Source organism: Streptomyces coryli (genome assembly GCF_011044975.1).
In the GTDB taxonomy this organism is placed as follows: Bacteria; Actinomycetota; Actinomycetes; order Streptomycetales; family Streptomycetaceae; genus Streptomyces; species Streptomyces coryli.
This window is the reverse complement of record NZ_JAAKZV010000047.1, coordinates 20,642-40,424: the sequence shown is the minus strand read 5'-3', so window position 1 is coordinate 40,424 and position 19,783 is coordinate 20,642. Positions and strand designations below refer to the sequence as shown.

Annotated in this window: 15 protein-coding genes and 1 pseudogene; 6 read left to right on the top strand and 10 right to left on the bottom strand. The window is 70.9% G+C overall.

The genetic code is table 11. The features are described 5' to 3' along the window. A pseudogene (locus tag G5C51_RS13695) lies at positions 1–267 on the top strand (class I mannose-6-phosphate isomerase); the annotation flags it as partial. A gap of 50 nt (positions 268–317) precedes the next feature. Beyond that, positions 318–1,340, top strand: a complete 1,023-nt coding sequence (locus G5C51_RS13690; RefSeq protein WP_165236912.1) for a LacI family DNA-binding transcriptional regulator — start codon at positions 318–320, stop codon at positions 1,338–1,340. On the opposite strand, the gene fdhA is transcribed toward G5C51_RS13690, so the two are convergent. The 6 genes from fdhA to G5C51_RS13660 all read right to left on the bottom strand — a co-directional run bounded on the left by fdhA (position 1,327) and on the right by G5C51_RS13660 (position 10,375). Then, positions 1,327–2,553: a formaldehyde dehydrogenase, glutathione-independent gene (fdhA, locus tag G5C51_RS13685; protein ID WP_165236911.1), complete on the bottom strand. Its 1,227-nt coding sequence runs from the start codon at positions 2,551–2,553 to the stop codon at positions 1,327–1,329. The two genes, G5C51_RS13690 and fdhA, sit on opposite strands and share 14 nt — an antisense overlap. A gap of 145 nt (positions 2,554–2,698) precedes the next feature. After that, positions 2,699–3,541: an aldo/keto reductase gene (locus tag G5C51_RS13680; RefSeq protein ID WP_165236909.1), complete on the bottom strand. Its 843-nt coding sequence runs from the start codon at positions 3,539–3,541 to the stop codon at positions 2,699–2,701. Positions 3,542–3,589: 48 nt separating this feature from the next. After that, a complete protein-coding gene (locus G5C51_RS13675; protein ID WP_165236908.1) occupies positions 3,590–4,381 on the bottom strand; it encodes an ABC transporter ATP-binding protein in 792 nt (263 codons plus the stop codon). Then, positions 4,378–7,164: an ABC transporter permease subunit gene (locus G5C51_RS13670; protein WP_165236907.1), complete on the bottom strand. Its 2,787-nt coding sequence runs from the start codon at positions 7,162–7,164 to the stop codon at positions 4,378–4,380. Before G5C51_RS13670 ends, G5C51_RS13675 begins: the two co-directional genes overlap by 4 nt. 22 nt (positions 7,165–7,186) lie before the next feature. Then, a complete protein-coding gene (locus G5C51_RS13665) occupies positions 7,187–8,449 on the bottom strand; it encodes an ABC transporter substrate-binding protein (RefSeq protein ID WP_165236906.1) in 1,263 nt (420 codons plus the stop codon). 102 nt (positions 8,450–8,551) lie between these two features. After that, the gene (locus tag G5C51_RS13660) at positions 8,552–10,375 is read right to left on the bottom strand and encodes an AMP-dependent synthetase/ligase (RefSeq protein WP_165236905.1); all 1,824 of its coding nucleotides are present in this window, start codon (positions 10,373–10,375) and stop codon (positions 8,552–8,554) included. A 243-nt stretch (positions 10,376–10,618) separates the two neighbouring features. Between G5C51_RS13660 and G5C51_RS13655 the strand changes: the two genes are divergently transcribed. Beyond that, positions 10,619–11,650: a bile acid:sodium symporter family protein gene (locus tag G5C51_RS13655; RefSeq protein ID WP_165236904.1), complete on the top strand. Its 1,032-nt coding sequence runs from the start codon at positions 10,619–10,621 to the stop codon at positions 11,648–11,650. 121 nt (positions 11,651–11,771) lie between these two features. Further along, positions 11,772–13,154 (top strand): amino acid permease, encoded by a 1,383-nt coding sequence (locus tag G5C51_RS13650; RefSeq protein WP_165236903.1) that lies wholly within the window; start codon positions 11,772–11,774, stop codon positions 13,152–13,154. 93 nt (positions 13,155–13,247) lie between these two features. On the opposite strand, the gene G5C51_RS13645 is transcribed toward G5C51_RS13650, so the two are convergent. Beyond that, positions 13,248–14,114, bottom strand: a complete 867-nt coding sequence (locus G5C51_RS13645) for an NAD-dependent epimerase/dehydratase family protein (RefSeq protein WP_165236902.1) — start codon at positions 14,112–14,114, stop codon at positions 13,248–13,250. A gap of 128 nt (positions 14,115–14,242) precedes the next feature. On the opposite strand from G5C51_RS13645, the gene G5C51_RS13640 reads away from it, so the two are divergent. Then, complete coding sequence (locus tag G5C51_RS13640) at positions 14,243–15,118, top strand: MmyB family transcriptional regulator (protein WP_165236900.1); 876 nt, start codon at positions 14,243–14,245, stop codon at positions 15,116–15,118. Here G5C51_RS13640 and G5C51_RS13635 read toward each other — a convergent pair. The 3 genes from G5C51_RS13635 to G5C51_RS43010 form a co-directional block, all read right to left on the bottom strand. After that, positions 15,090–16,508, bottom strand: coding sequence for a lipase maturation factor family protein (locus tag G5C51_RS13635; protein ID WP_165236898.1), 1,419 nt, complete (start codon positions 16,506–16,508; stop codon positions 15,090–15,092). The genes G5C51_RS13640 and G5C51_RS13635 overlap by 29 nt on opposite strands. A 64-nt stretch (positions 16,509–16,572) precedes the next feature. Continuing rightward, complete coding sequence (locus tag G5C51_RS13630; protein WP_165236896.1) at positions 16,573–17,421, bottom strand: thioesterase family protein; 849 nt, start codon at positions 17,419–17,421, stop codon at positions 16,573–16,575. Next, positions 17,418–18,020, bottom strand: coding sequence for a WHG domain-containing protein (locus G5C51_RS43010; protein WP_165236894.1), 603 nt, complete (start codon positions 18,018–18,020; stop codon positions 17,418–17,420). Before G5C51_RS43010 ends, G5C51_RS13630 begins: the two co-directional genes overlap by 4 nt. Before the next feature lie 86 nt (positions 18,021–18,106). On the opposite strand from G5C51_RS43010, the gene G5C51_RS13620 reads away from it, so the two are divergent. Beyond that, positions 18,107–19,666, top strand: coding sequence for an NHL repeat-containing protein (locus tag G5C51_RS13620; protein WP_420824804.1), 1,560 nt, complete (start codon positions 18,107–18,109; stop codon positions 19,664–19,666). Positions 19,667–19,783: the final 117 nt, after the last annotated feature.

The window sequence follows — 19,783 nt, the reverse complement described above, 5'->3', positions numbered from 1 at the left end:
GAGCTGCTCGGGGCGCTGGAGGAGATGTTCTACGAGGTGCGGCGCATCGCGCTCGACGCGGGGGCGGTGGCGGATGACGACACGGACGGGCGCTTCCACGTGCTGAATGTGGTGGAGGGGGAGGGCGTGGTGATCGAGACGGCGGCGGGGGACCGGCACGCGCTTTCTTACGCGGAGACTTTGACGGTGCCGGCGGCCGTGGGGGCGTATACGCTGCGGGCGGTCGGTGGCGGGCCGGTCAAGGTCGTGAAGGCGCTGGTCCGCTGAGACCGGTGCGCGGGGAAGCGCACCCGGACCGTTCCGGGAAGGGACAGCGCATGCCGGACAACCGGGGGACCAGGCCGGCGCAGCCGACACTCCGCGACGTCGCCGAGCGTGCAGCCGTCAGCGCCATGACGGTGAGCCGCGCCCTCCGCGACGACCCCCGCGTCCTCCCCGCCACGCGCGACCGGGTACGGGCAGCCGCCACCGAACTCGGCTACCGCCCCAACGAGGTCGCCCGCAGCCTCCGGCTGGGCAAGGGCTCCGGCCTGGTCGGCCTCATCGTCACCAACCTCGCCAACCCCTTCTACTCCCGCCTGGCCCTCGGCGTGGACTCCGTCCTCAGGACCCAGGGCCTGAAGACCGTCATCGGCAACACCGCCCAGGACCCGGCCGCCGAGCGCAGCCTCGTCGAAGATCTCGTCGCCCGCCGCGTGGACGGCATCATCGCCGTCCCCGCGGGTCCCGACCAGCGCCACCTCGCCACCGCTGCAGCCGAGGGCGTCCCCGTCGTCCTCGCCAGCCGCCCGCCCGAGGGCTTCGACGCCGACTGCGTCCTCGTCGACGACTTCGGCGGCGCCAAGGACGCCACCGAAAAGCTCATCGCCCGCGGCCACCACCGCATCGGCTTTCTCGGCTCCCCGACCGCCGTCTACACCGGCACCGAGCGGCTGCGCGGCTACCGCGCCGCGCTCACCGGCGCCGGGATCACCCCCGACGACGCATACGTCCGCCAGGGCCAGCAGCAGACCGCAGAAGCCGCCCGCGCCGCCGCCGGACTCCTCAGCCTCCCCGCCCCGCCCACCGCCCTGTTCTGCTCCAACAACCGCAACACCATCGGCGCCTTCCGCGCCATCAGCGCCGCGGGCACCCGCACCGCCCTCGCCGGATTCGACGACTTCGAGCTCGCCGACGCGCTCGGCCTGCCGCTCACCCTCGTCGACTACGACATCGACGAACTGGGGCGGCAGGCCGGCCGGATGCTGGTCGACCGCACGCGCGAGCGCGGGGGAGCGCCCCGGCGCACGGTCGTGCCCACGCATCTCGTGGAGTACGGGACGACGACTACGCCGGACTGACGTTGTCCAGCGCCCCGTGCGGGTTCAGCACGTACTTGCGGCTGGCGCCCTGGTCGAACTCGGCGTAGCCGCGGGGCGCGTCCTCGAGGCGGATCGGGGTGGCGTTGACCGCCCTCGCGATCTGGACCTTGTCGTGCAGGATCGCGCGCATCAGGTGGAAGTTGTACTTCATCACCGGGCACTGCCCCGTAACGAACGAGTGGCTCTTCGCCCAGCCGAGGCCGAGGCGCAGCTTCAGCGCTCCGATCTTGGCGTCGGCGTCGATGCCGCCCGGGTCCCCGGTGACGTACAGGCCGGGGATGCCGAGGCCGCCGCCGGCCCGGGCCAGCTCCATCAGGGAGTTGAGGACCGTGGCGGGGGCTTCCTCGGAGTTCTCGCCGTGCGCCCGCGCCTCGAAGCCGACCGCGTCGACGGCGCAGTCCACCTCCGGCTCGCCCAGCAGCTGCTCGATCTGCTCGGCGGGGGAGCCGCGGGTCAGGTCGACCGTCTCGCAGCCGAAGCTGCGTGCCTGGTCGAGCCGGTCGGCGTTGAGGTCACCGACGATCACGACCGCGCACCCCAGCAGCTGCGCACCCGCCGCCGCGGCGAGACCAACCGGCCCGGCGCCCGCGATATAGACGGTCGAGCCGACCTGCGCGCCCGAGCTCACCACACCGTGGAAACCCGTGGGGAAGATGTCCGAGAGCATGGTGAGGTCGAGCAGCTTCTCCTTCGCCTGGTCGGCGTCGGGGAAGCGGAGCAGGTTGAAGTCCGCGTACGGGACCATGACGTACTCGGCCTGGCCACCGACCCAGCCGCCCATGTCGACGTAGCCGTAAGCGGCGCCGGGGCGGGCGGGGTTGACGTTCAGGCAGATACCGGTCTTGCGCTCCTTGCAGTTGCGGCACCGGCCGCAGGCGATGTTGAACGGGACGGAGACGACGTCTCCGACCTTGATGAATTCGACGTCCTGGCCCTTCTCGATCACCTCGCCGGTGATCTCGTGGCCGAGGACCAGATTCTCGGGGGCGGTGGTGCGGCCCCGCACCATGTGCTGGTCGCTGCCGCAGATGTTGCTGGCGAGGACCTTCAGAATGACGCCGTGGGGGCACTTGCGGCCGACGTTCGCCGCCGCGACCCCGGGTCCGTCCTGCAGCTCCAGGCTCGGGAAGTCGATGTCCTGGACTTCCACGGCTCCGGGCTTGAGATAGGCGACTGCCCTGTTAGTGCTCATACTGTGCCGTCCCTCCGGATTCGTCTCACTGGGCTCCGGATGAGTCCGTGCCGCGGAGTCTGCTACCGGGATCGGGATTCGGCCATACGTACGGCGCCGCCTCCCTCTCGACTGGAGGAAGGCGGCGCCGCCGATCACATGACTACTACTGGAAGTCCATCGTGTCCGGGTCCGAGCCGAGCCGGGTGCCGTTGTCGAGCCCGGCGACGGCCGCCATGTCGTCGGCGTCCAGCTCGAAGCCGAAAACGTCGATGTTCTCCTTGATACGGGACGGGGTCACCGACTTCGGGATGACCACGTTCCCGAGCTGGAGGTGCCAGCGGAGGATCGCCTGGGCGGGCGTCACGCCGTGCTTCTCGGCGATCGAGGCGATCACCGGGTCGGTCAGGATGCCCTTGCCCTGGCCCAGCGGGGACCAGGCCTCGGTGGCGATCCGGTGCTCGGCGTCAAAGGCGCGGGTCTCGGCCTGCTGCAGGTTCGGGTGCAGCTCGATCTGGTTCACGGCCGGGACGACGCCGGTCTCGTCGATGACCCGCCGCAGGTGCGGGGGCTTGAAGTTCGAGACGCCGACGGCCTTGGCGCGGCCGCTCGTGTGCAGCTCGCCGAAGGCGCGCAGGATGGTGAGGTAGTCGTCGCGGACCGCGCGCGGCCAGTGGATCAGGTAGAGGTCCACGTAGTCGAGGCCGAGGCGGTCGAGCGACTCGTCGAAGGCGCGGAACACCTCGTCGCGGGTCCACTGGATCTTCTGCGTGTTCCACAGCTTCGTGGTGACGAAGAGCTCCTCGCGGGGGAGGCCGGAGGAGGCCAGCGCCTTGCCGGTGCCCTTCTCGTTCTCGTAGACCGCGGCCGTGTCGATACTGCGGTAGCCGGCCTCCAGGGCATGGCTGACGGCGGCGGTCGCCTCGTCGTCGGGCACCTGCCAGACACCGAAGCCGAGCTGAGGCATGGAGACGCCGTTGTTGAGGGTGATGGACGGAACGTTGCTCACGAGCGATGGTTTCCCTGAGTCTCGTCGGCTGCAAAGTGGTACGTGCTGCTAACCACCATCCAACGATGACGCATTCCCCGCCAGCGACGTGCCCAGGTATGCCGCTTTTACGGCGAAATCGTCCCGTATCTCGGTCGGTGTCCCTTCGGCGAGGACGCGGCCGAGGTCGAGGACCACGACGCGGGAGCACAGCTCCATGACGAAGCCGACGTCGTGCTCTACGACGACGACGGCGCAGTCGCCGCTCTGTGCCGTCTCGCGGACGACGTCGGCGAGCCGGGCCCGCTCGGTCTTCGTCATGCCGGACGCCGGCTCGTCGAGCAGCAGGACGCTGGGTGGGTCGGCGAGGGCGCGGGCGAGCTCGACCATGCGGGCCTGGCCGACCGGGAGGGTGCCGGCGTAGCGCTCGCGGAGTGGCTGCAGGCCGGTGCGGGCGAGGACGTCGTCGGCGCGGGCCGCGCGGCGGGCGCGGGCGGCGGCGAGATGGTTGCCGCGCCACTCCTGGGCGACGAGGAGGTTGTCGGCGACGGTGAGCTGGCCGAAGAGCTGCTGCCGCTGGAAGGTGCGGCGGAGTCCGTTGCGGGCCCGCCAGACGGGGGCGCGGCGGGTGACGTCGGCGCCACCGAGGAGCACGCGGCCCGCGTCGGGGCGGCGGAGGCCGGAGAGGGCGTCGAAGAGCGTGGTCTTGCCCGCGCCATTGGGCCCGATGAGCCCGACGATCTCGCCGGGGGCGGCGGCGACGGACACCCGGTCGAGAGCGGTGACACCGCCGAAGCGGACGACGATGTCGGTGGCGGCGAGGGCGGGCGGCGCCTGGGCCTGGGCCTGGTCGACGGTCATGGCCGGATGACCTCCTCATCCGTACGGTCTTCGCCGCTCCGCTCCTGGCGCGGCAGCGGCGCACCGTCCGGCAGGACCTCGGCGGGCGGGTCCTGGACCGGCTCGCTGTCCCCGTCGGCCGCGAGGCCCAGATACGCGGTCGTCAGCTGGTCCGTGTCCACTTCGGAGCGGGGGCCGTGCCAGGCGACCCGGCCCGCGGCCAGGTAGGCCACCGAGTCGGCGAGGCCGAGGACTTCGACGGCCTTCTCCTCTACGAGCAGGAGCGCCGTCCCCGCGTCGCGGAGGGCGGCGAGCAGTGCGAAGGCCTCGTCTGCTGCCTTCGGGGCGAGGCCGAGGGAGGGCTCGTCCGCGATGAGTACGGCGGGTGGGCGCTCCAGCAGGGCGGCCAGCGCGAGCATCTGCTGTTCGCCGCCGGAGAGCGAGCCGGCGAGGACGCGGCGGCGGGCGGCGAGGGAGGGGAAGCGGTCGAGGACGGCGGTGCGGGCTGCCGGGTCCGGCAGGTGCAGGGCGAGGTTCTCGTCGATGGACAGGGACGGGAAGATGCCGCGTCCCTCGGGTACGAGGACGACGCCGTCGCGGGAGCGCTTGACCGGCCCCTCGCGCGTGGCGTCGCGCCCACCCACGAGCACCTCACCCGTGGTGGGCCGCAGCAGCCCGGCGGCGGCCTTGCAGAGCGTGGACTTCCCTGCCCCATTGGCCCCGAGCAGCGCCAGCACCTCCCCGGCCCGCAGCTCGAGACTGACACCGTGCAGCACGGCGGCACCGTCGTAACCGGCGCTGACCCCGCGCAGCGAGAGCGCGGCGGTGGTGTCGGGCTTCTGCGGAGTGTCCGGCACTGGCTTCGCCTCCGCCGCCGGTGCCGCGTCGGCGGGAGGCCCGGCAGCCGTCGCCCGGCGCCGATGCAGGCGCGTCGGCACCGCCGCGCAGTACCCGTCCGGGTCGTTGGCCAGCGCCAGCCCCGCCAGGCCGAAGAGGATCACCGGCAAGTGCGTCGACTCCGTCGCGTATTCCTCCATCACATGCGGGACCAGCGCGAAGACCAGCCCCGCCACCACCGCGAACTGCGGCCTCCGCAACCCCGCCGCGACCACCACCGCGAGCCAGATCAGGCCCGTCATCGCGGTGAAGTCGGTCGCCGTGATGCGGGTGTTGTACGACGCGTACATCACCCCGCCGAAGCCCGCCAGGCCCGCCGACAGCGCGAAGAGCAGCAGCTTCGTACGGGCCACCGACACCCCCACCGCCGTGGCCGCCGACGGTGCCGAGCGGACCGCGAGCATCGCGCGGCCCAGCGCCGAGCCGCGCAGCCACGCGAGGCCGGCGACGCACAGCGCCGCCAGCACCAGCATCGCCACGCCGAAGGCGCGGTCGTCCGAGAGGTCCACCGGGCCGAAGACCGGGCGCGGGATCTCCCACCCGGTGTCGCCGTTGCGCAGCCAGCCCATCTGGAAGAGCACCTGGTCCGCCAGGAAGGCAAGGGCCAGCGTGGCCAGAGCCAGGCTGCGGCCGCCGATCCGCAGTGCGGGCAGCGCCGTTACGGTGCCGAGCAGCGCCGCGACCGCGGTCCCGGCCAAAGCCGCCGCGAAGAACGGCACGCCGTGGCTCATCAGCAGCCCGGCCGTCAGCGCGGCCGCCGTCACGAAGGCCGCCTGCGCCAGCGACACCATCGCCCCGATCCCGGTGACGATGGTGAAGGACAGGAACACCAGCGAGATCGCCAGCCCTTGGGCCAGCAGCCCGCTCCAGAACGGCGTCGTCACCGTGTAGAAGGCGATCCCGAGCAGCAGCCCCGCTACCGCCCACGGACCCCATCGCCGGCCCCACGACATCCCCGCCAGATAGTCCGGCGGTGGCGCGTCGACCGCCGCCGTGCCCGCGGTCCGCTGCCGCCGCGTGAGCAGCAGCAGCCCCGCGAAGAGCAGCACGAACGGCACCGCGGTACGGAACCCCGTGATGTCGTCCGCGAAGGACGCGTACTCCGCCGCCAGGTTCTGCAGCACGCCGAGGCCGAGCCCGCCCGCGAAGGCCAGCGGGATGGACGCGAAGCGGCCCAGCACCGCCGCCGTCGCCGACACGAACAGGAACAGCGTGTAGTCGTGCGCCGAAAGCCCCAGCAGCGGCGTCGCCAGCACCCCGGCGAGCCCCGCGAGCATCGACGACAGCGCCCACGCCACCGACGACAGCCGGTCCGCGCTGATCCCGCGCAGCTCGGTCAGCTCGCGGTTGTCGACGGCGGCGCGGAGCCGTAGCCCCAGCGCGGTGTGCCGCAGCAGCACCCACAGCGCGACCGCCACCACCGCCGTGGCCACCCACGTGATCAGCTGGTTGGAGTCGATGCCGACGCCCGGCAGCAGCTGCCAGGTCACCGCCGGGTCGGGGCCGACGCCGGGCAGCCCGAACTGGTTCTCCGCCGGCTTCAGCGGCGCGCCCGCGTCCGTCAGCAGCTCCACCATCCACAGCCCGAGCGCGGGCAGCGCGACCAGCAGCCCGATGGTGGCGACGATCTGCGCCGACTGGCCGACCTTGGCCAGCTTTCTGAACATCAGCACGTCCAGGCCCCACCCCAGCGCGGGCGCGACGACGAGCACCAGCAGCAGCGCCGTCGGTACGGCCGGCCAGCCGAGCCCGGAGTGCAGCTCGTAGAAGGTCAGCGCGGTGAGGAACGCAGTCGCGCCGTGTGCGAAGTTGAAGAGCCCGGACGCCGAGTACGAGAGCACCAGCCCGGTCGCCAGCAGCGCGTACAGCGCACCCGAGACCAGGCCGCTCAGGATGAGGTCGAGCACGTGATCAGCCCCCGCCCCGCCGCTACTTGAACGGAACGGTGCCGGAGCAGCGGAACTTGGAGGCGACCTCGTACGTGCCGTCCTTCAGCCGCACCAGCGCGCCGCAGTTGAACGACTCCTCGTGCCCCTTGGGGAACTCCCGCTCCCCGGCCATCGTCCCGGTGTCCTTGAAGCCGTCCGCCGCCTGCTGGAAGCTCTTCGTCGTCAGGTCCTTGCCCGCCTTCTCGGCGATGGCGAGGAAGAGATCGGCGGAGAGATAGCCGGTCATCATGTGCATATTGAGCGGCTTGTCCTCGCCCGCCGCCTTCTTGATGTCGGCCTTGAACTGCTTCATCGCCGGCTTGGTGGACTGGAAGGGCTCGTTCTGGATGAAGACGTAGACCCCGTCCAGCGCCTTGCGGGTGGTCTTCTTGGCGAGCAGCCCGGGGTCGTAGTCCGTCGGGTCGGTCAGCGTGCCCTTGTACCCGGCCCGCTTGAGCGCCGTGAACAGGCCGATGTTGTGCGGCGTCTGCATGACCGAGACGACCGCGTCCGGCGCCTTCCCGCCGTCGCTCTTCATGATCTCGCCGATATAGCCGGACCAGTCGCTGGGCGCGGCCGCCGCGGGCACCGTGGATTTGGCATACGTGACCTTGAAGCCGGCCGCCGCGAAGCCCTGCTTGTAGGTGCGGATGCCGAACTTGCCGGCGTCGCTGTCGTTCGCGACCAGCGCCACCGACTTGCCCTTGGCGCCGCCCATGACGTGCTTCAGGCCGTCCTGCCAGCTGAGCCCGATGTTGTGCCCGGGCCGCGGCACGAGGCAGCCGTTGTAGCCGTAGGCGTACTCCTGGTCGCAGAAGGACGGGATGGTGCCCCAGCCGAAGACCGGCACCTGCTGGTCCTTGAGGAAGCCGGCGGCGGAGAAGGTCACCGAGCTCATCGGCGCGATGGCGAAGACCTTCTCGCGCTGGACGAGGGTGCGGGCGGCGGCGAGGTTCTTGGCCGGGTCCTGGCCGTCGTCCTCGGCGCCCAGATAGTCGATCTTACGGCCGTTGACGCCGCCTTCCGCGTTGGCGCGGTCGAAGCGGGCCTTGGCGCCGAGGTCGGTGTCGGCCTTGCTGTAGCCGCTGGTGGTGGTCTTGGAGACGATTCCGCCGACCTTGATGGAGTCGTCGGTGACCCCGCGCACGGATGCGGCGCCCCCGTCCGAGGAGCCGCTCTTCCCGGCGGTGGAGGCGGAGTTGCAGCTGACGACGAGAGTGAGGGGGATGAGGGTGAGCATGGCGGCGCGGAGCAGGCGAGGCATACGAAGATCCTTCCCACCGATGCAGGTTGCTGCATTCTGCGGGCGGATCTGACGGTCCGTCAATAACTGACGCTCAATCAGGAACAGGTTCTACCGGGCAGCTCAGCCGCCGTACAGCGCCTCGACCTCGTTCGCGTACGCCTTCTCTATCGCCTTGCGCTTCAGCTTCAGCGACGGCGTCAGCAGGCCCTGGTCCTCGGTGAACTGGGTCGCCATGATGCGGAAGGTCCTGATCGACTCCGACTGCGAGACATGCGTGTTCGCCGCCACCACCGCCCGCCGGATCTCCGCCTCCAGCTCTTCGTCGCGGACCAGTTCGGCGCCGGTGAGCTCGGGCTTGTCGCGCATCTTCAGCCAGTGCGAGACGCCTTCCGGCTCCAGCGTGATGAGCGCGGCGATGTACGGGCGGTCGTTGCCGACCACCAGGCACTGCGCGACCAGCGGATGGTTGCGGACGCCGTCCTCCAGGCCGACCGGCGAGACGGTCTTGCCGTTGGAGGTGACCAGCATTTCCTTCTTGCGGCCGGTGATCGTCAGATAGCCGTCGTCGTCCAGCTCGCCGACGTCGCCGGTCGCCAGCCAGCCGTCGCGCAGCACCGCCGTCGTGGCCTGCGGCTCGCCCGTATAGCCGGAGAAGATCTGGCCGCCGCGCAGCCAGATCTCGCCGTCCTGGGCGATGTGCACGGTCATGCCGGGGATCGGGACGCCGACGGTGCCGTAGCGGGGGCGCTCCCACGGGTTGGCGGCGGCCGCGGCGGTGGACTCCGTCAGGCCGTAACCCTCGATCACCGACAGGCCCGCGCCGGCGAAGAAGAGGCCGAGCCGGCGCTGCATGGCGGAGCCGCCGGACATCGCGTACCGGCAGCGGCCGCCGAGCGAGGCGCGGATCTTGGCGTAGACGAGCTTGTCGAAGACCTGGTGCTGCATCCGCAGCGCCGCGGACGGGCCCGGGCCCGTATCGAAGGCGCGCTGCTCCTGCGCCGCCGCGTACCGGATGGCGACGTCGGCGGCCTTGTCGAAGGCGTCGGCCTTCCCCTGCGCCTCGGCCTTGCGGCGGGCGGCGGCGAAGACCTTCTCGAAGATGTGCGGCACCGCGAGGATGAAGCTCGGGCGGAAGGCCGCGAGGTCGGGCAGCAGCGTCTCGGGGCGGACGTCCGGGGTGTGGCCGAGCTTGATTTTGCCGCGGATGGCCGTGACCTCGATCATCCGGCCGAAGACGTGCGAGAGCGGCAGGAACATCAGCGTCGCCGGGCGGTTGCCGGGGCGGTTCTCGAAGAGCGGCGGATAGCGCTCGATGATGTTGTCCGACTGCGACATGAAGTTGGCGTGGGTGATGGTGCAGCCGCGCGGCCGACCGGTGGTACCCGACGTGTAGATGACCGTGGCGACGGAGTCCGGGGTGACCGCGAGGCGGTGCCGCTCCACCACGTCGTCGTCCAAGTGCGCGCCTGCCGCGACGAGGTCGGCGGCGGCGTCGGCGTCCAGCTGCCACAGCCGGGTGAGCTTGGGGAGCTTGTCGATGACGGAGCCGACCGTCATCGCGTGGTCCTCGTGCTCGACGATGCAGGCGACCGCGGCGGAGTCATTGAGGATGTGCAGCACCTGGTCGGCCGACGACGTCGGATAGACCGGCACCGGCTGGGCGCCTATGGACCACAGGGCGAAGTCGAAGAGCGTCCATTCGTAGCGGGTACGGGACATCAGCCCCACCCGGTCGCCGAAACGGACGCCTTGGGCGAGCAGGCCCTTTGCGACCGCCACCACCTCGTCACGGAAGGTGCCGATGGTCACATTCCGCCAGTGCCCGGCGACCTTCCGGCCGAATGCCGGACGATCCGGTTCCGCGGCCGCCTGTTCGAAAACCGCGTCCGCAAGTCCACCGACCTGGGGCGCCGTCGCAAGCGACGGGACGGTGTACTCGCGCAATTCCGGTCTCCTAGCGGCTTGGGGGGTCATACGCCCGCGCAGACGGTACAGCAGACACCGATTGACGTGCGCAAATGTGAAGACCTTGCACTGAATCTCCGCCGTGGAGTCACAAGCAGCCTCCCCCATTAAGGCCCCCGGAAGGAGAGTGCAGCACGGGTCGCCGCGAGCCACCAGACCCCTGAGGGCAGAATGTGAGGCAGCCCTCGAAGACTCGCTGGAGACGGAGCGTAAAAGGAAGTCATGCGCCGCATCGCCCTACCGTCCTGGCTGCCGCTGGACCCCTTCGTGCTCACCCTGCTGGCGGTGGTGGGCCTGGCCGCCCTGCTGCCGGCCAGCGGTACGGCAGAGACGGTGGTCTCCGATGCGTCCAAGGTCGCCATCGGGCTGCTGTTCTTCCTCTACGGCGCGCGGCTGTCCACCCGCGAGGCGCTGGACGGGCTGCGGGCGTGGAGGCTGCACCTCTTCGTGATCGCGTCGACCTTCGTGCTCTTTCCGCTGCTGGGGCTGGCGGCGCGGGGACTGGTGCCGTGGCTGCTGACCGAGCAGCTGTACACCGGCTTCCTCTTCCTGTGCCTGGTCCCGTCGACGATCCAGTCGTCGATCGCCTTCACGTCGATCGCCCGCGGCAACGTCCCGGCGGCGATCTGCGCCGGCACGTACTCCGCGCTGCTCGGGATGGTGCTGACGCCGCTGCTGGTGGCGTGGTTCATCGGCTCGAAGGCGGACTTCTCGACGGACGGTCTGCTGGGCATCGGCACCCAGCTGCTGCTGCCGTTCATCGCCGGGCAGGTGCTGCGCCGGTGGATCGGCGGGTTCGTGAAGCGGAACCGGCGGGTGCTGGGGTATGTGGACCGCTCGTCGATCCTGCTCGTCGTCTATACGGCCTTCAGCGAAGGCATGAACCAGGGCATCTGGAGCCAGGTCACCCCGCTGCGGCTGCTGGCGCTGGCCGGGGTGCTGGGGGTGCTGCTCGCGGTGGTGCTGCTGATCACGTCGACGCTGTCGCGGCGGATGGGGTTCAGCCGGGAGGACCGGGTGGCGATCGTCTTCGCGGGGTCGAAGAAGAGTCTGGCGAATGGGCTGCCGATGGCTGCGGTGCTCTTCGGCTCCGCCGCGAGTATCACGATTTTGCCGTTGATGTTGTTCCATCAGCTGCAGTTGATTGTGTGTGCGGTGATCGCTAAGCGATGGGCGCGGACGGCGCCAGATGTTGGAGCTGTCGCTCGGGGGGATCGCGCTTCGCGCTCGTCCTCAAGCGCCGGACGGGCTTGATTTCGCGTGCTTTGCGCCGATGAGTGACTGTCCGGTATTCGGGCACGTCTGTTCGGGGAGCGGGCTCGGCGGCTAGCCTGTGGATCTTTCCTGCCCCACCGCACCTCCTGGACCGTCCCCCATGAAGACCACCGCTCCCCCCGAGAGCCAAGCGCAGGCGCTTCCGCATCGGCTGAAGCAGCGCCACCTGACCATGCTCGCCCTGGGCGGCGCCCTCGGCTCCGGGCTCTTCCTCGGCTCCGGTGCCGCGCTGCAGGCCGCCGGGCCGGCGATCATCCTCTCCTATCTGCTGGCCGGCGGGCTGGTGCTGCTGGTCATGCGCATGATGGGCGAGATGTCCGCCGCGTACCCGTCCAGCGGCTCCTTCTCCACCCATGCCGAGCGGGCGCTGGGCCGCTGGGCCGGGTTCACCGTCGGGTGGCTGTACTGGATCCTGCTGGTGGTCGTGCTCGCGATCGAGGCCACCGCGGCCGCCGGGTTCGTGCACGCGTGGTTCCCGGACGCCCCGCAGTGGGCGCTGGTGCTGCTGTTCGTCGTCGTCTTCACCGCGCTCAATCTGCGCGGGGTGCGGTTCTTCGGTGAGTCCGAGTTCTGGTTCGCCGCGATCAAGGTCGCGGCCGTGATCGGCTTCCTGATCCTCGGCGTCCTGGCCATCTGCGGCGTGTTCTCGGACGTGCCGGGCGGGCTGTCGAACCTCACCGACAACGGCGGCTTCACCCCCAAGGGCTGGGACGGCGTGTCCGCCGGCCTGCTGATGGTGATCTTCTCCTTCGGCGGCCTGGAGGCGGCCACCATCGCCGCCGGCGAGGCCGAGGACCCGGAGCGGTCGATCGCGAAGGCGGTACGGAGCGCGGTGCTGCGCATCCTGCTCTTCTACGTCGGCTCCATGATCGTCATCGCCGCGCTGCTGCCCTGGGACAAGGTGAACCCGGCGGCCAGCCCGTACGCCACCGTCCTCGACATGATCGGTATCCCGGGTACCGGCCGCCTCATCGAGGTCATCGCCGTCATCGCGCTGCTCTCCGCGCTGAACGCCAACATCTACGGCGCCTCCCGCATGATCTACTCGCTCGCCGACCGCGGCCAGGCCCCGAAGGCCCTGCTGAAGGTATCCGGCGAGGGTGTCCCGCAGGCCGCGGTGCTCGCGTCGGTGGCCTTCTGCTACGTCGCGGTGCTGCTGAACGTGTACTGGCCGGACACCATCTTCAAGTTCCTCGCCAACGCCGTCGGCGCGCTGCTGCTGATCGTCTGGTTCATGGTGGCCGTCTCGCAGCTGCGGCTGCGCCGGAAGCTGGAGCGCGAGGACCCGGCCCGGCTCGCGGTGAAGATGTGGGGCTTCCCGTATCTGACCTGGATCGCGATGGCGGGGATGGTGGCGCTGACGGCGCTGATGCTGACCGATTCGGCGAACCGGAACAACCTGATGTGCGCGGGGATCGTGACGGTCGTGGTGGCGGGCGCGTCGGTGGTCGTGGACAAGCGGCGGGCGGAAGCCGCACGCTGACGCGATCCGGAGGCCGGTGGCGGATCGCGTCCGCCGCGGCCTCCGGCCGATCGCGCTTCGCGCTCGTCCTCAAACGCCGGACGGGCTTGACAGTCAGAGCGCGCCCGCGTCCCTCGCCGTCCATACCGTCGGGTACAGCGGGCGGAAGCCCAGCTCGTCCCGGAGGCGGCGGTTGGACATGACCTGCCACCACGGGTCGGCGAGCCCCCGGTCCGCCATGCCGTCCGGCAGCGCGGTGCCGTTCAGCTCCAGGATCTCCGCCGCGGACAGCGGTGCGTCGTCGACCACGTTGTACGTGCCGCCGGCGGCGTCGGCCGACCGCAGGATCCGCCACAGCGCCCGCGCCACGTCCGCGTGGTGCACGCAGTGCAGGCCCTGGTGGGCCGGCCAGTCCATGGCCTGCCGCGCCGCCTCCGGCAGGTGCGGGTCGCCGTCGCCGTAGACGAAGCCGAGGCGGGCGATGCGCAGGTCGAGGCCGTCGGCGGCGGCCAGCTCCCGCAGCTCCCGCTCCGCGTCCCGCTTCGACTGCGGATACGCGCCGTCCAGCACCCCGCCGGCCCGCGGCTCGTCCGCCTCGGTGGCCGGACGGCCGCGGCCTGGCCCGTAGACCAGCGTGGTGCTCGTGAAGAGGAAGCGGCCGACGCCCTCGGCCACCGCGTCCCGCGCGAGTCCCAGGGTCGCGTCGCGGTTGACCGCGTACGCCTCCTCGTCCGGCACCCCGCGGAACGCCACCGCGGTGTGCACCACCGCGTCCACCCCGGCAAGCGCCTTGCGCCGGGCCTCGGCGTCGCGCAGGTCGCCCACCACCGGGACCGCGCCGAGCGCGGCCGCCGGTTCGCCTTTCTCGGCGGTCCGGACCAGCACCCGAACCTCGTCGTCTGGGCCGTTCGCCCACTGCAGCAGCCGCGGCACCGCGCGGCTGCCCACTCTGCCGGTAGCGCCTGTGACCAGCATCTTCATGGTCGTGCTCCTCATCATTGCGGTTACGGACCCAGGCTGCGGCCGCCGGCGCCGGGGCGGGAGAGACCCGCTTATCCGGGGATCGGCAGTCCCTGGATGCGCCGCGGGATCCGGGTGATGCTGGGGGAGTGGACCGCACCGAGCTCGCCGACTTCCTCCGCCGCTGCCGCACCCGCCTCGCGCCGGCGGCCGTAGGGCTGCCCGAGGGCCCGCGGCGCCGCACGCCCGGACTGCGCCGGGAGGAGGTGGCCCAGCTGGCAGGCATGTCCGTCGACTACTACACCCGGCTCGAGCAGGCCCGCGGCCCGCGCCCCTCGCGGCAGATGCTGGGCGCGCTGGCGCGGGCGCTGCGGCTGACGGACGACGAACGCGACCACCTCTTCCGGCTGGCGGGGGAGGAGCCGCCGCCGCAGCACGAGGCGACCGACCACGTACGCCCCGGGCTGCTGCTGATCCTCGACCGGCTGACGGAGAACCCGGCCATGGTCGTGAGCGACCGCGGCGACGTGCTCGCGCAGAACGCCATGGCGAAGGCGATGCACGGCGACTACGCCTCCCGTCCCGCGGCCGAACGCAACATCCCCTGGCGCTTCTTCACCGACCCCGCCACCATCGCGGGCTTCCCGCCCGAGGACCGCCCGGAGCTGGCCCGCGCCCAGGCCGCCGACCTCCGCGCGACGCTCGCCAAGCGCCCGGACGACGCCCGGCTGGCGGCGCTGGTACGGCGGTTGCGGGAGGTGAGCACGGAGTTCGCGGAGCTGTGGGAGCAACATGAGGTCGGCGTCCGACGCTCCTCCGCGAAGCGATTCGTGCATCCCGTGGTGGGGCTGCTGGAGGTGGACTGCGAGGTACTCCTCAGCCCGGCACACGACCAGCGTCTGGTGCTCTACACGGCCCCTCCGGGCAGCGATACGGCCCAGCGGCTGGAGCTGCTGCGGGTGATCGGGTTGCAGGACATGGGCGTGGACGGCGGCGCTAACCCGATACCAGATCGCTCTGCCTGACCGGCGGCAGATACTCGCCGACCAGTTCGCGGTGCCACCAGTTGCCGGTGGCGCGGAGCTCCTGCCAGTCGGAGTACGTGTAGTGGTACAGCCGGGCCCGGATGTACGTCGGCGGCGGGCCGGTCGCGAAGGGGTTGTGGCGGAGCAGCTTGGTGAGGTGGCGGTCGTTGTCGAGGAGCTTGGCGATCAGCGACGGGAACCAGCGCACCGCGTACGACGGTGACATCGCCGCGAACCACATCAGCCAGTCGAGGCGCAGGTGGTACGGCGCGTACTGGCGCGGGAGGCGGTGGGGGTCGCCGGGCTTGCCCTTGAACTCGTATTCCTGCCAGCGCGTCGACGGTGTCAGGACGGGTTCGTCCGTGCCCTCGATGACGATCTCCTGGCGGACGCGGGTGATGGAGCCGAAGGCGCCGTAAGTGTTCACCAGGTGCAGGGAGTTGAAGGAGGCGTTCATCTTCTGCTGCCGGGAGAGGAGGTTGCGGGCCGGCCGGTAGCTGAGGACGAGCACGAGGGCGGTGGCGGCGCAGACGAGGGTCGTGAACCAGAGCGGGGCGTCGGGGAGGTCGCGGTCCGGGAGCGGCAGTTGGACGGCGGAGAGCGCCAGCAGGATCGTGATCCAGTTCAGCCAGGAGAAGTTGCCGGAGATCACCAGCCACAGCTGGGTGACGGCGATGGCGAGGGCGGCGGCGGTGGCGACCGGCTGCGGGAGGAAGAGGAGGACCGGCAGGCCCAGCTGGGCGACGTGGTTCGCGGCGGTCTCGACCTTGTGCAGCGGCTTCGGCAGATGGTGGAAGAACCAGCTCAGCGGGCCCGGCATCGGCTGCGTCTCGTGGTGGTAGTACAGGCAGGTCAGATCGCGCCAGCAGCGGTCGCCGCGCATCTTGATCAACCCGGCCCCGAACTCCACCCGGAACAGCAGCCAGCGGAGCAGGAAGAGGATGAGGATCGGCGGGGCGGTCTCATCGTTGCCGAGGAAGACGGCGAGGAATCCGGTCTCCAGCAGCAGCGACTCCCACCCGAAGCCGTACCAGGTCTGGCCGACGTTGACGATCGACATGTACAGCGCCCAGAGCACGAGCCAGATCACCATCGCCGCCCACAGCGGTACGGCATCCGCCGCCCCGAGCACGACGGCCGCCGCCAGCGCCGCCCCTGTCCAGGCGACGGCGGCGAACAGCCGGTCGGAGTAGCGGAGCTGGAAGAGGCTGGGCGCGGCCTTGAACGGCACCTGGGCGGTGAAGCGCGGCACCGGCGTGATGCCGCGCTCGCCGATCAGCACCCGGAACTGATTCGCGGCGGCGAGGAACGCCACGCAGTAGAGCGCGGCGAGCCCGCGCTGGAAGACCAGCCGGGCCCAGTAGTAGCCGTCGTCGGTGAACCACTCCACGAGGGCATGGGTACCACCGGGGGCGCGCGGGTAATACCCGGCGCGCCGTCCCCGGTCTCGGGGTTCAGGTCGTACGCACCCGCGCCAGCTGCCGCGACTGGGCGACCAGCCGGTCCGTCGAGTCCCAGATCTCCGCGTCCTCCTCCAGATAACCGTCGGCGAAGTTGCGGGTGGAGTGCACCACACGCAGCCAGCCCGGCGCGGGGTGCGCGCGGACGTGGGCGGTCAGTTCCAGGGTCGGCGCCCAGTCGATGATGCCCAGGTCGAAGGTGACCGGCGGCAGCACGTCCGCGACCAGCAGGAGCAGCAGCGGGTCGGGCTCGCGGCCCTCCGGCAGCCGGAACCAGCCGCGGATCTCGCCACGGTGCGATGGCTCGCCCACCGCCCAGCCGACGGTGTCGGGGTCGAGCCGGACGTCGATGCGCTTCAGCAGCGGCGCGGCGTGGGTGAACTCCTTCGGCGCCTGGTCCGAGGTCACGCACTGCTCCGGCGGCGGCAGCTGCGGCGGCTTGGCGGTGGTGCGGACGTCGCCGTTGTCGTGCCCGTTGAGGTCGCCGAAGGTGGCCAGCGCGCGCAGCCGTTCGACCGGCTCGCCGTCCTCGCCGGGCTGAGTGAGCGTGGCCGCGCCGGTGGAGACCGTACGGCCCCGGCGCAGCGTCTCGGTGCGCACGGTGGCCGGGCCGGCGGCCGACGTGGTCAGGTAGTAGGCGCTGATCGAGAACGGGTCCCGGTGCGCGTCCTCGCCCTGCCCCAGCTCGGCCTGCAGCGCGCGGGCGGCGACGGACAGCAGCAGCCCGCCGTTGATGCCCATGCCGATGCGGAAGCTGCCGGGCAGGTCGGTGTCGTACGCGCCGGGCTCACCGGCTCGCGGAGTGACGGCGGTCTCGCGGTCGAAGTCGGGCTGGGTGGTCAAGTCGGTTGTCCTTCCGTGCTGGTGAGATCGAAGGCCCGGCACAGTCCGTCGAGGGCGTCCTCGACGGTGGCGGCCTTCGTGGCCAGGGGCAGCGCGCCCCACGACCAGAGCTGGGCGAGCCCGTGCATGGCGGACCAGAGGGCTCCGGTGAGCAGCCGGGTATCGGCGTCCGCGCGCCAGCCGGCCGCCTGGTGGTCCTGTACGAGGGTCATCAGCTCCTCGAAGCCGCCGAGGCTGGCCTTGCCGAGCTCGCGGTCCTCGTCGTCGAGCAGGTCGCGCCGGAACATCAGCGCGAACATCTGCGGCCGGGCTTCTGCGAACGCCACGTAAGCGCGGGTGCCGGCGCGCAGCCGGCTCGCGGTGCAGGCGGTCTCGGGGAGCTCCTCGATCGCCCGCCGCGCCCATGCCTGCAGTTCGCCGAATCCCTGGGTGGCCACGGCGGACAGCAGTGCGGCGCGGTGCGGGAAGTGCTTGAGCGGGGCGCCGTGCGAGACGCCGGTGCGGCGGGCGATGGCGCGGAGGGTGAGGGCCTCGACGCCTTCGCCTTCGAGGAGCTCGAGCGCGGCTTGGAGGAGGCGGCCGCGGGTGTCGGTGGTCACGGTAGACAGTGTCTACCAGGGGGGTGGACACTGTCTACCTGCGGCCGTGCATGGACTCTTGTAGCGCCCCTCCGTACCGTCCGCCCATGCTGCCCAACGGCCGGCGCTACGCCTGCACCTTCTCGATGCTGGCCTTGCTCGCCGCGATGCTGGTCGCCCGGCACACCCCAGGACACGCGGACCCGATCCCGCAGGATCTCGGCCGCCACCTCGTCCCCGCATACGAGGGCGCCCCGGCGAAGCCGCGCCCGCTGCCGGACGCTGCCCAACCGCAGCACCCGTACCTCGCACCGAACGGCCGCAGCGGCATGCACGCCGACGCGGCGAGCAGCGATACGCACCCGACCGCCGGGCCGCTAGGTCGAGACCCCGAGGTGACCAGCGAATCGATGGCGGTGCTGGGCGGCGAGTGCGCGACTCTGACCTTCGACCGGGCCGGCCGAATCATCGCGGTGTGCGGCACCTTCTCCGGCTTCCTGGTGAAGCTGCTGCACCCGCGGAGTCTGAAGACACTCGCCGAACACCAACTCCCACAACGCCCGTCGAGCGTGGACGCGGTGACATCGCTCGACACGTCGAAGATCTTCAAGGACACCTCGGGCGGTGCGTACGCCTACCTGGACCACCGCGACCGCCTGGTGCTGGCCGACTCACGCCAGCACCTGCTCCGGATCGCCCACTCCCGCGGCCCGGACGGCGACTGGCGCTTCACGATCGAGGACGACTGGAACCTCCGCCGCTACGTCCCGCACGACTGCAAGAGCTGGCGCAACCTCTCCCCGGACGGGGCGTGCGACCCGGTCACATCGGTCGTACCCGACTGGGACGGCCGGATCTGGTGGGTGACGCGGCAAGGCCGAATCGGGACGGTGGACCCGGAGTCGGGCACGGTGAAGTCCATCCGCCTGGAGGGCGAGGAGATCCAGAACTCCTTCTCAGCCGGCCCCGACGGCATGTCGATCGTCTCCGACCACGCCCTGTATCGCATGGAGGCGGCGGCCGACGGGACACCGCGGGTGACGTGGCGACGCGCGTACGACCGGGGCACGGGCGCCAAGCCCGGCTCAGTGAACCAGGGCTCGGGGACGACACCAACCCTGCTCGGCGACTATGTCGCGATCACCGACAACGCGAAGTCCCGGATGAACGTCCTCGTATACGACTGGGCAAAGGGCAACCTGATCTGCAAGCTCCCGGTCTTCGAAGCCGGCACCTCCACCACCGACAACTCCCTCATCGGCTGGAACCACAGCCTGATCGTGGAGAACAACTACGGCTACGAGAACGTCACTTCCCTGACCGGCGGCCGCTCGGTGGTAGGCGGCGCTTCACGCATCGACATCCGCCGCGGCGGCACCGGCTGCGACCCGGTATGGGAAAGCAGAGAACGCTCCCCATCGACAGTGGCAAAGCTCTCGACAGCCAACGGCCTCCTGTACCTCTACACCAAGCGCCCGAGCCGCCTCGGCGCAGACGCCTGGTACCTGACAGCGATCGACTTCCGCACAGGAGAAACACGCTGGCGCCGCCTGACCGGCACAGGCCTCCTGTACGACAACAACTGGGCCCCAGTAACGATCGGTCCGAACGGCACGGCGTACGTCGGCGTCTTCAACGGCCTGGTGGCGGTACGCGATCGCAGGTGAGAGCGGGTCTTTGTGCGCGTAAGGAGCCGCACCAAGCTCCGGAGCCGTGGGCGCAGGTAGGCCCCTACCCTCCTTAGGCTGCAGGCAGTCGAGAGCAGGATCGTGATCAAGCGTCAA

Coding starts and splice junctions, on each gene's coding strand:
- G5C51_RS13690 (WP_165236912.1), top strand. CDS start 318: ATGCCGGACAACCGGGGGACCAGGCCGGCGCAGCCGACACTCCGCGAC.
- fdhA (WP_165236911.1), bottom strand. CDS start 2,553: ATGAGCACTAACAGGGCAGTCGCCTATCTCAAGCCCGGAGCCGTGGAA.
- G5C51_RS13675 (WP_165236908.1), bottom strand. CDS start 4,381: ATGACCGTCGACCAGGCCCAGGCCCAGGCGCCGCCCGCCCTCGCCGCC.
- G5C51_RS13665 (WP_165236906.1), bottom strand. CDS start 8,449: ATGCCTCGCCTGCTCCGCGCCGCCATGCTCACCCTCATCCCCCTCACT.
- G5C51_RS13655 (WP_165236904.1), top strand. CDS start 10,619: ATGCGCCGCATCGCCCTACCGTCCTGGCTGCCGCTGGACCCCTTCGTG.
- G5C51_RS13650 (WP_165236903.1), top strand. CDS start 11,772: ATGAAGACCACCGCTCCCCCCGAGAGCCAAGCGCAGGCGCTTCCGCAT.
- G5C51_RS13645 (WP_165236902.1), bottom strand. CDS start 14,114: ATGAAGATGCTGGTCACAGGCGCTACCGGCAGAGTGGGCAGCCGCGCG.
- G5C51_RS13620 (WP_420824804.1), top strand. CDS start 18,107: ATGCTGCCCAACGGCCGGCGCTACGCCTGCACCTTCTCGATGCTGGCC.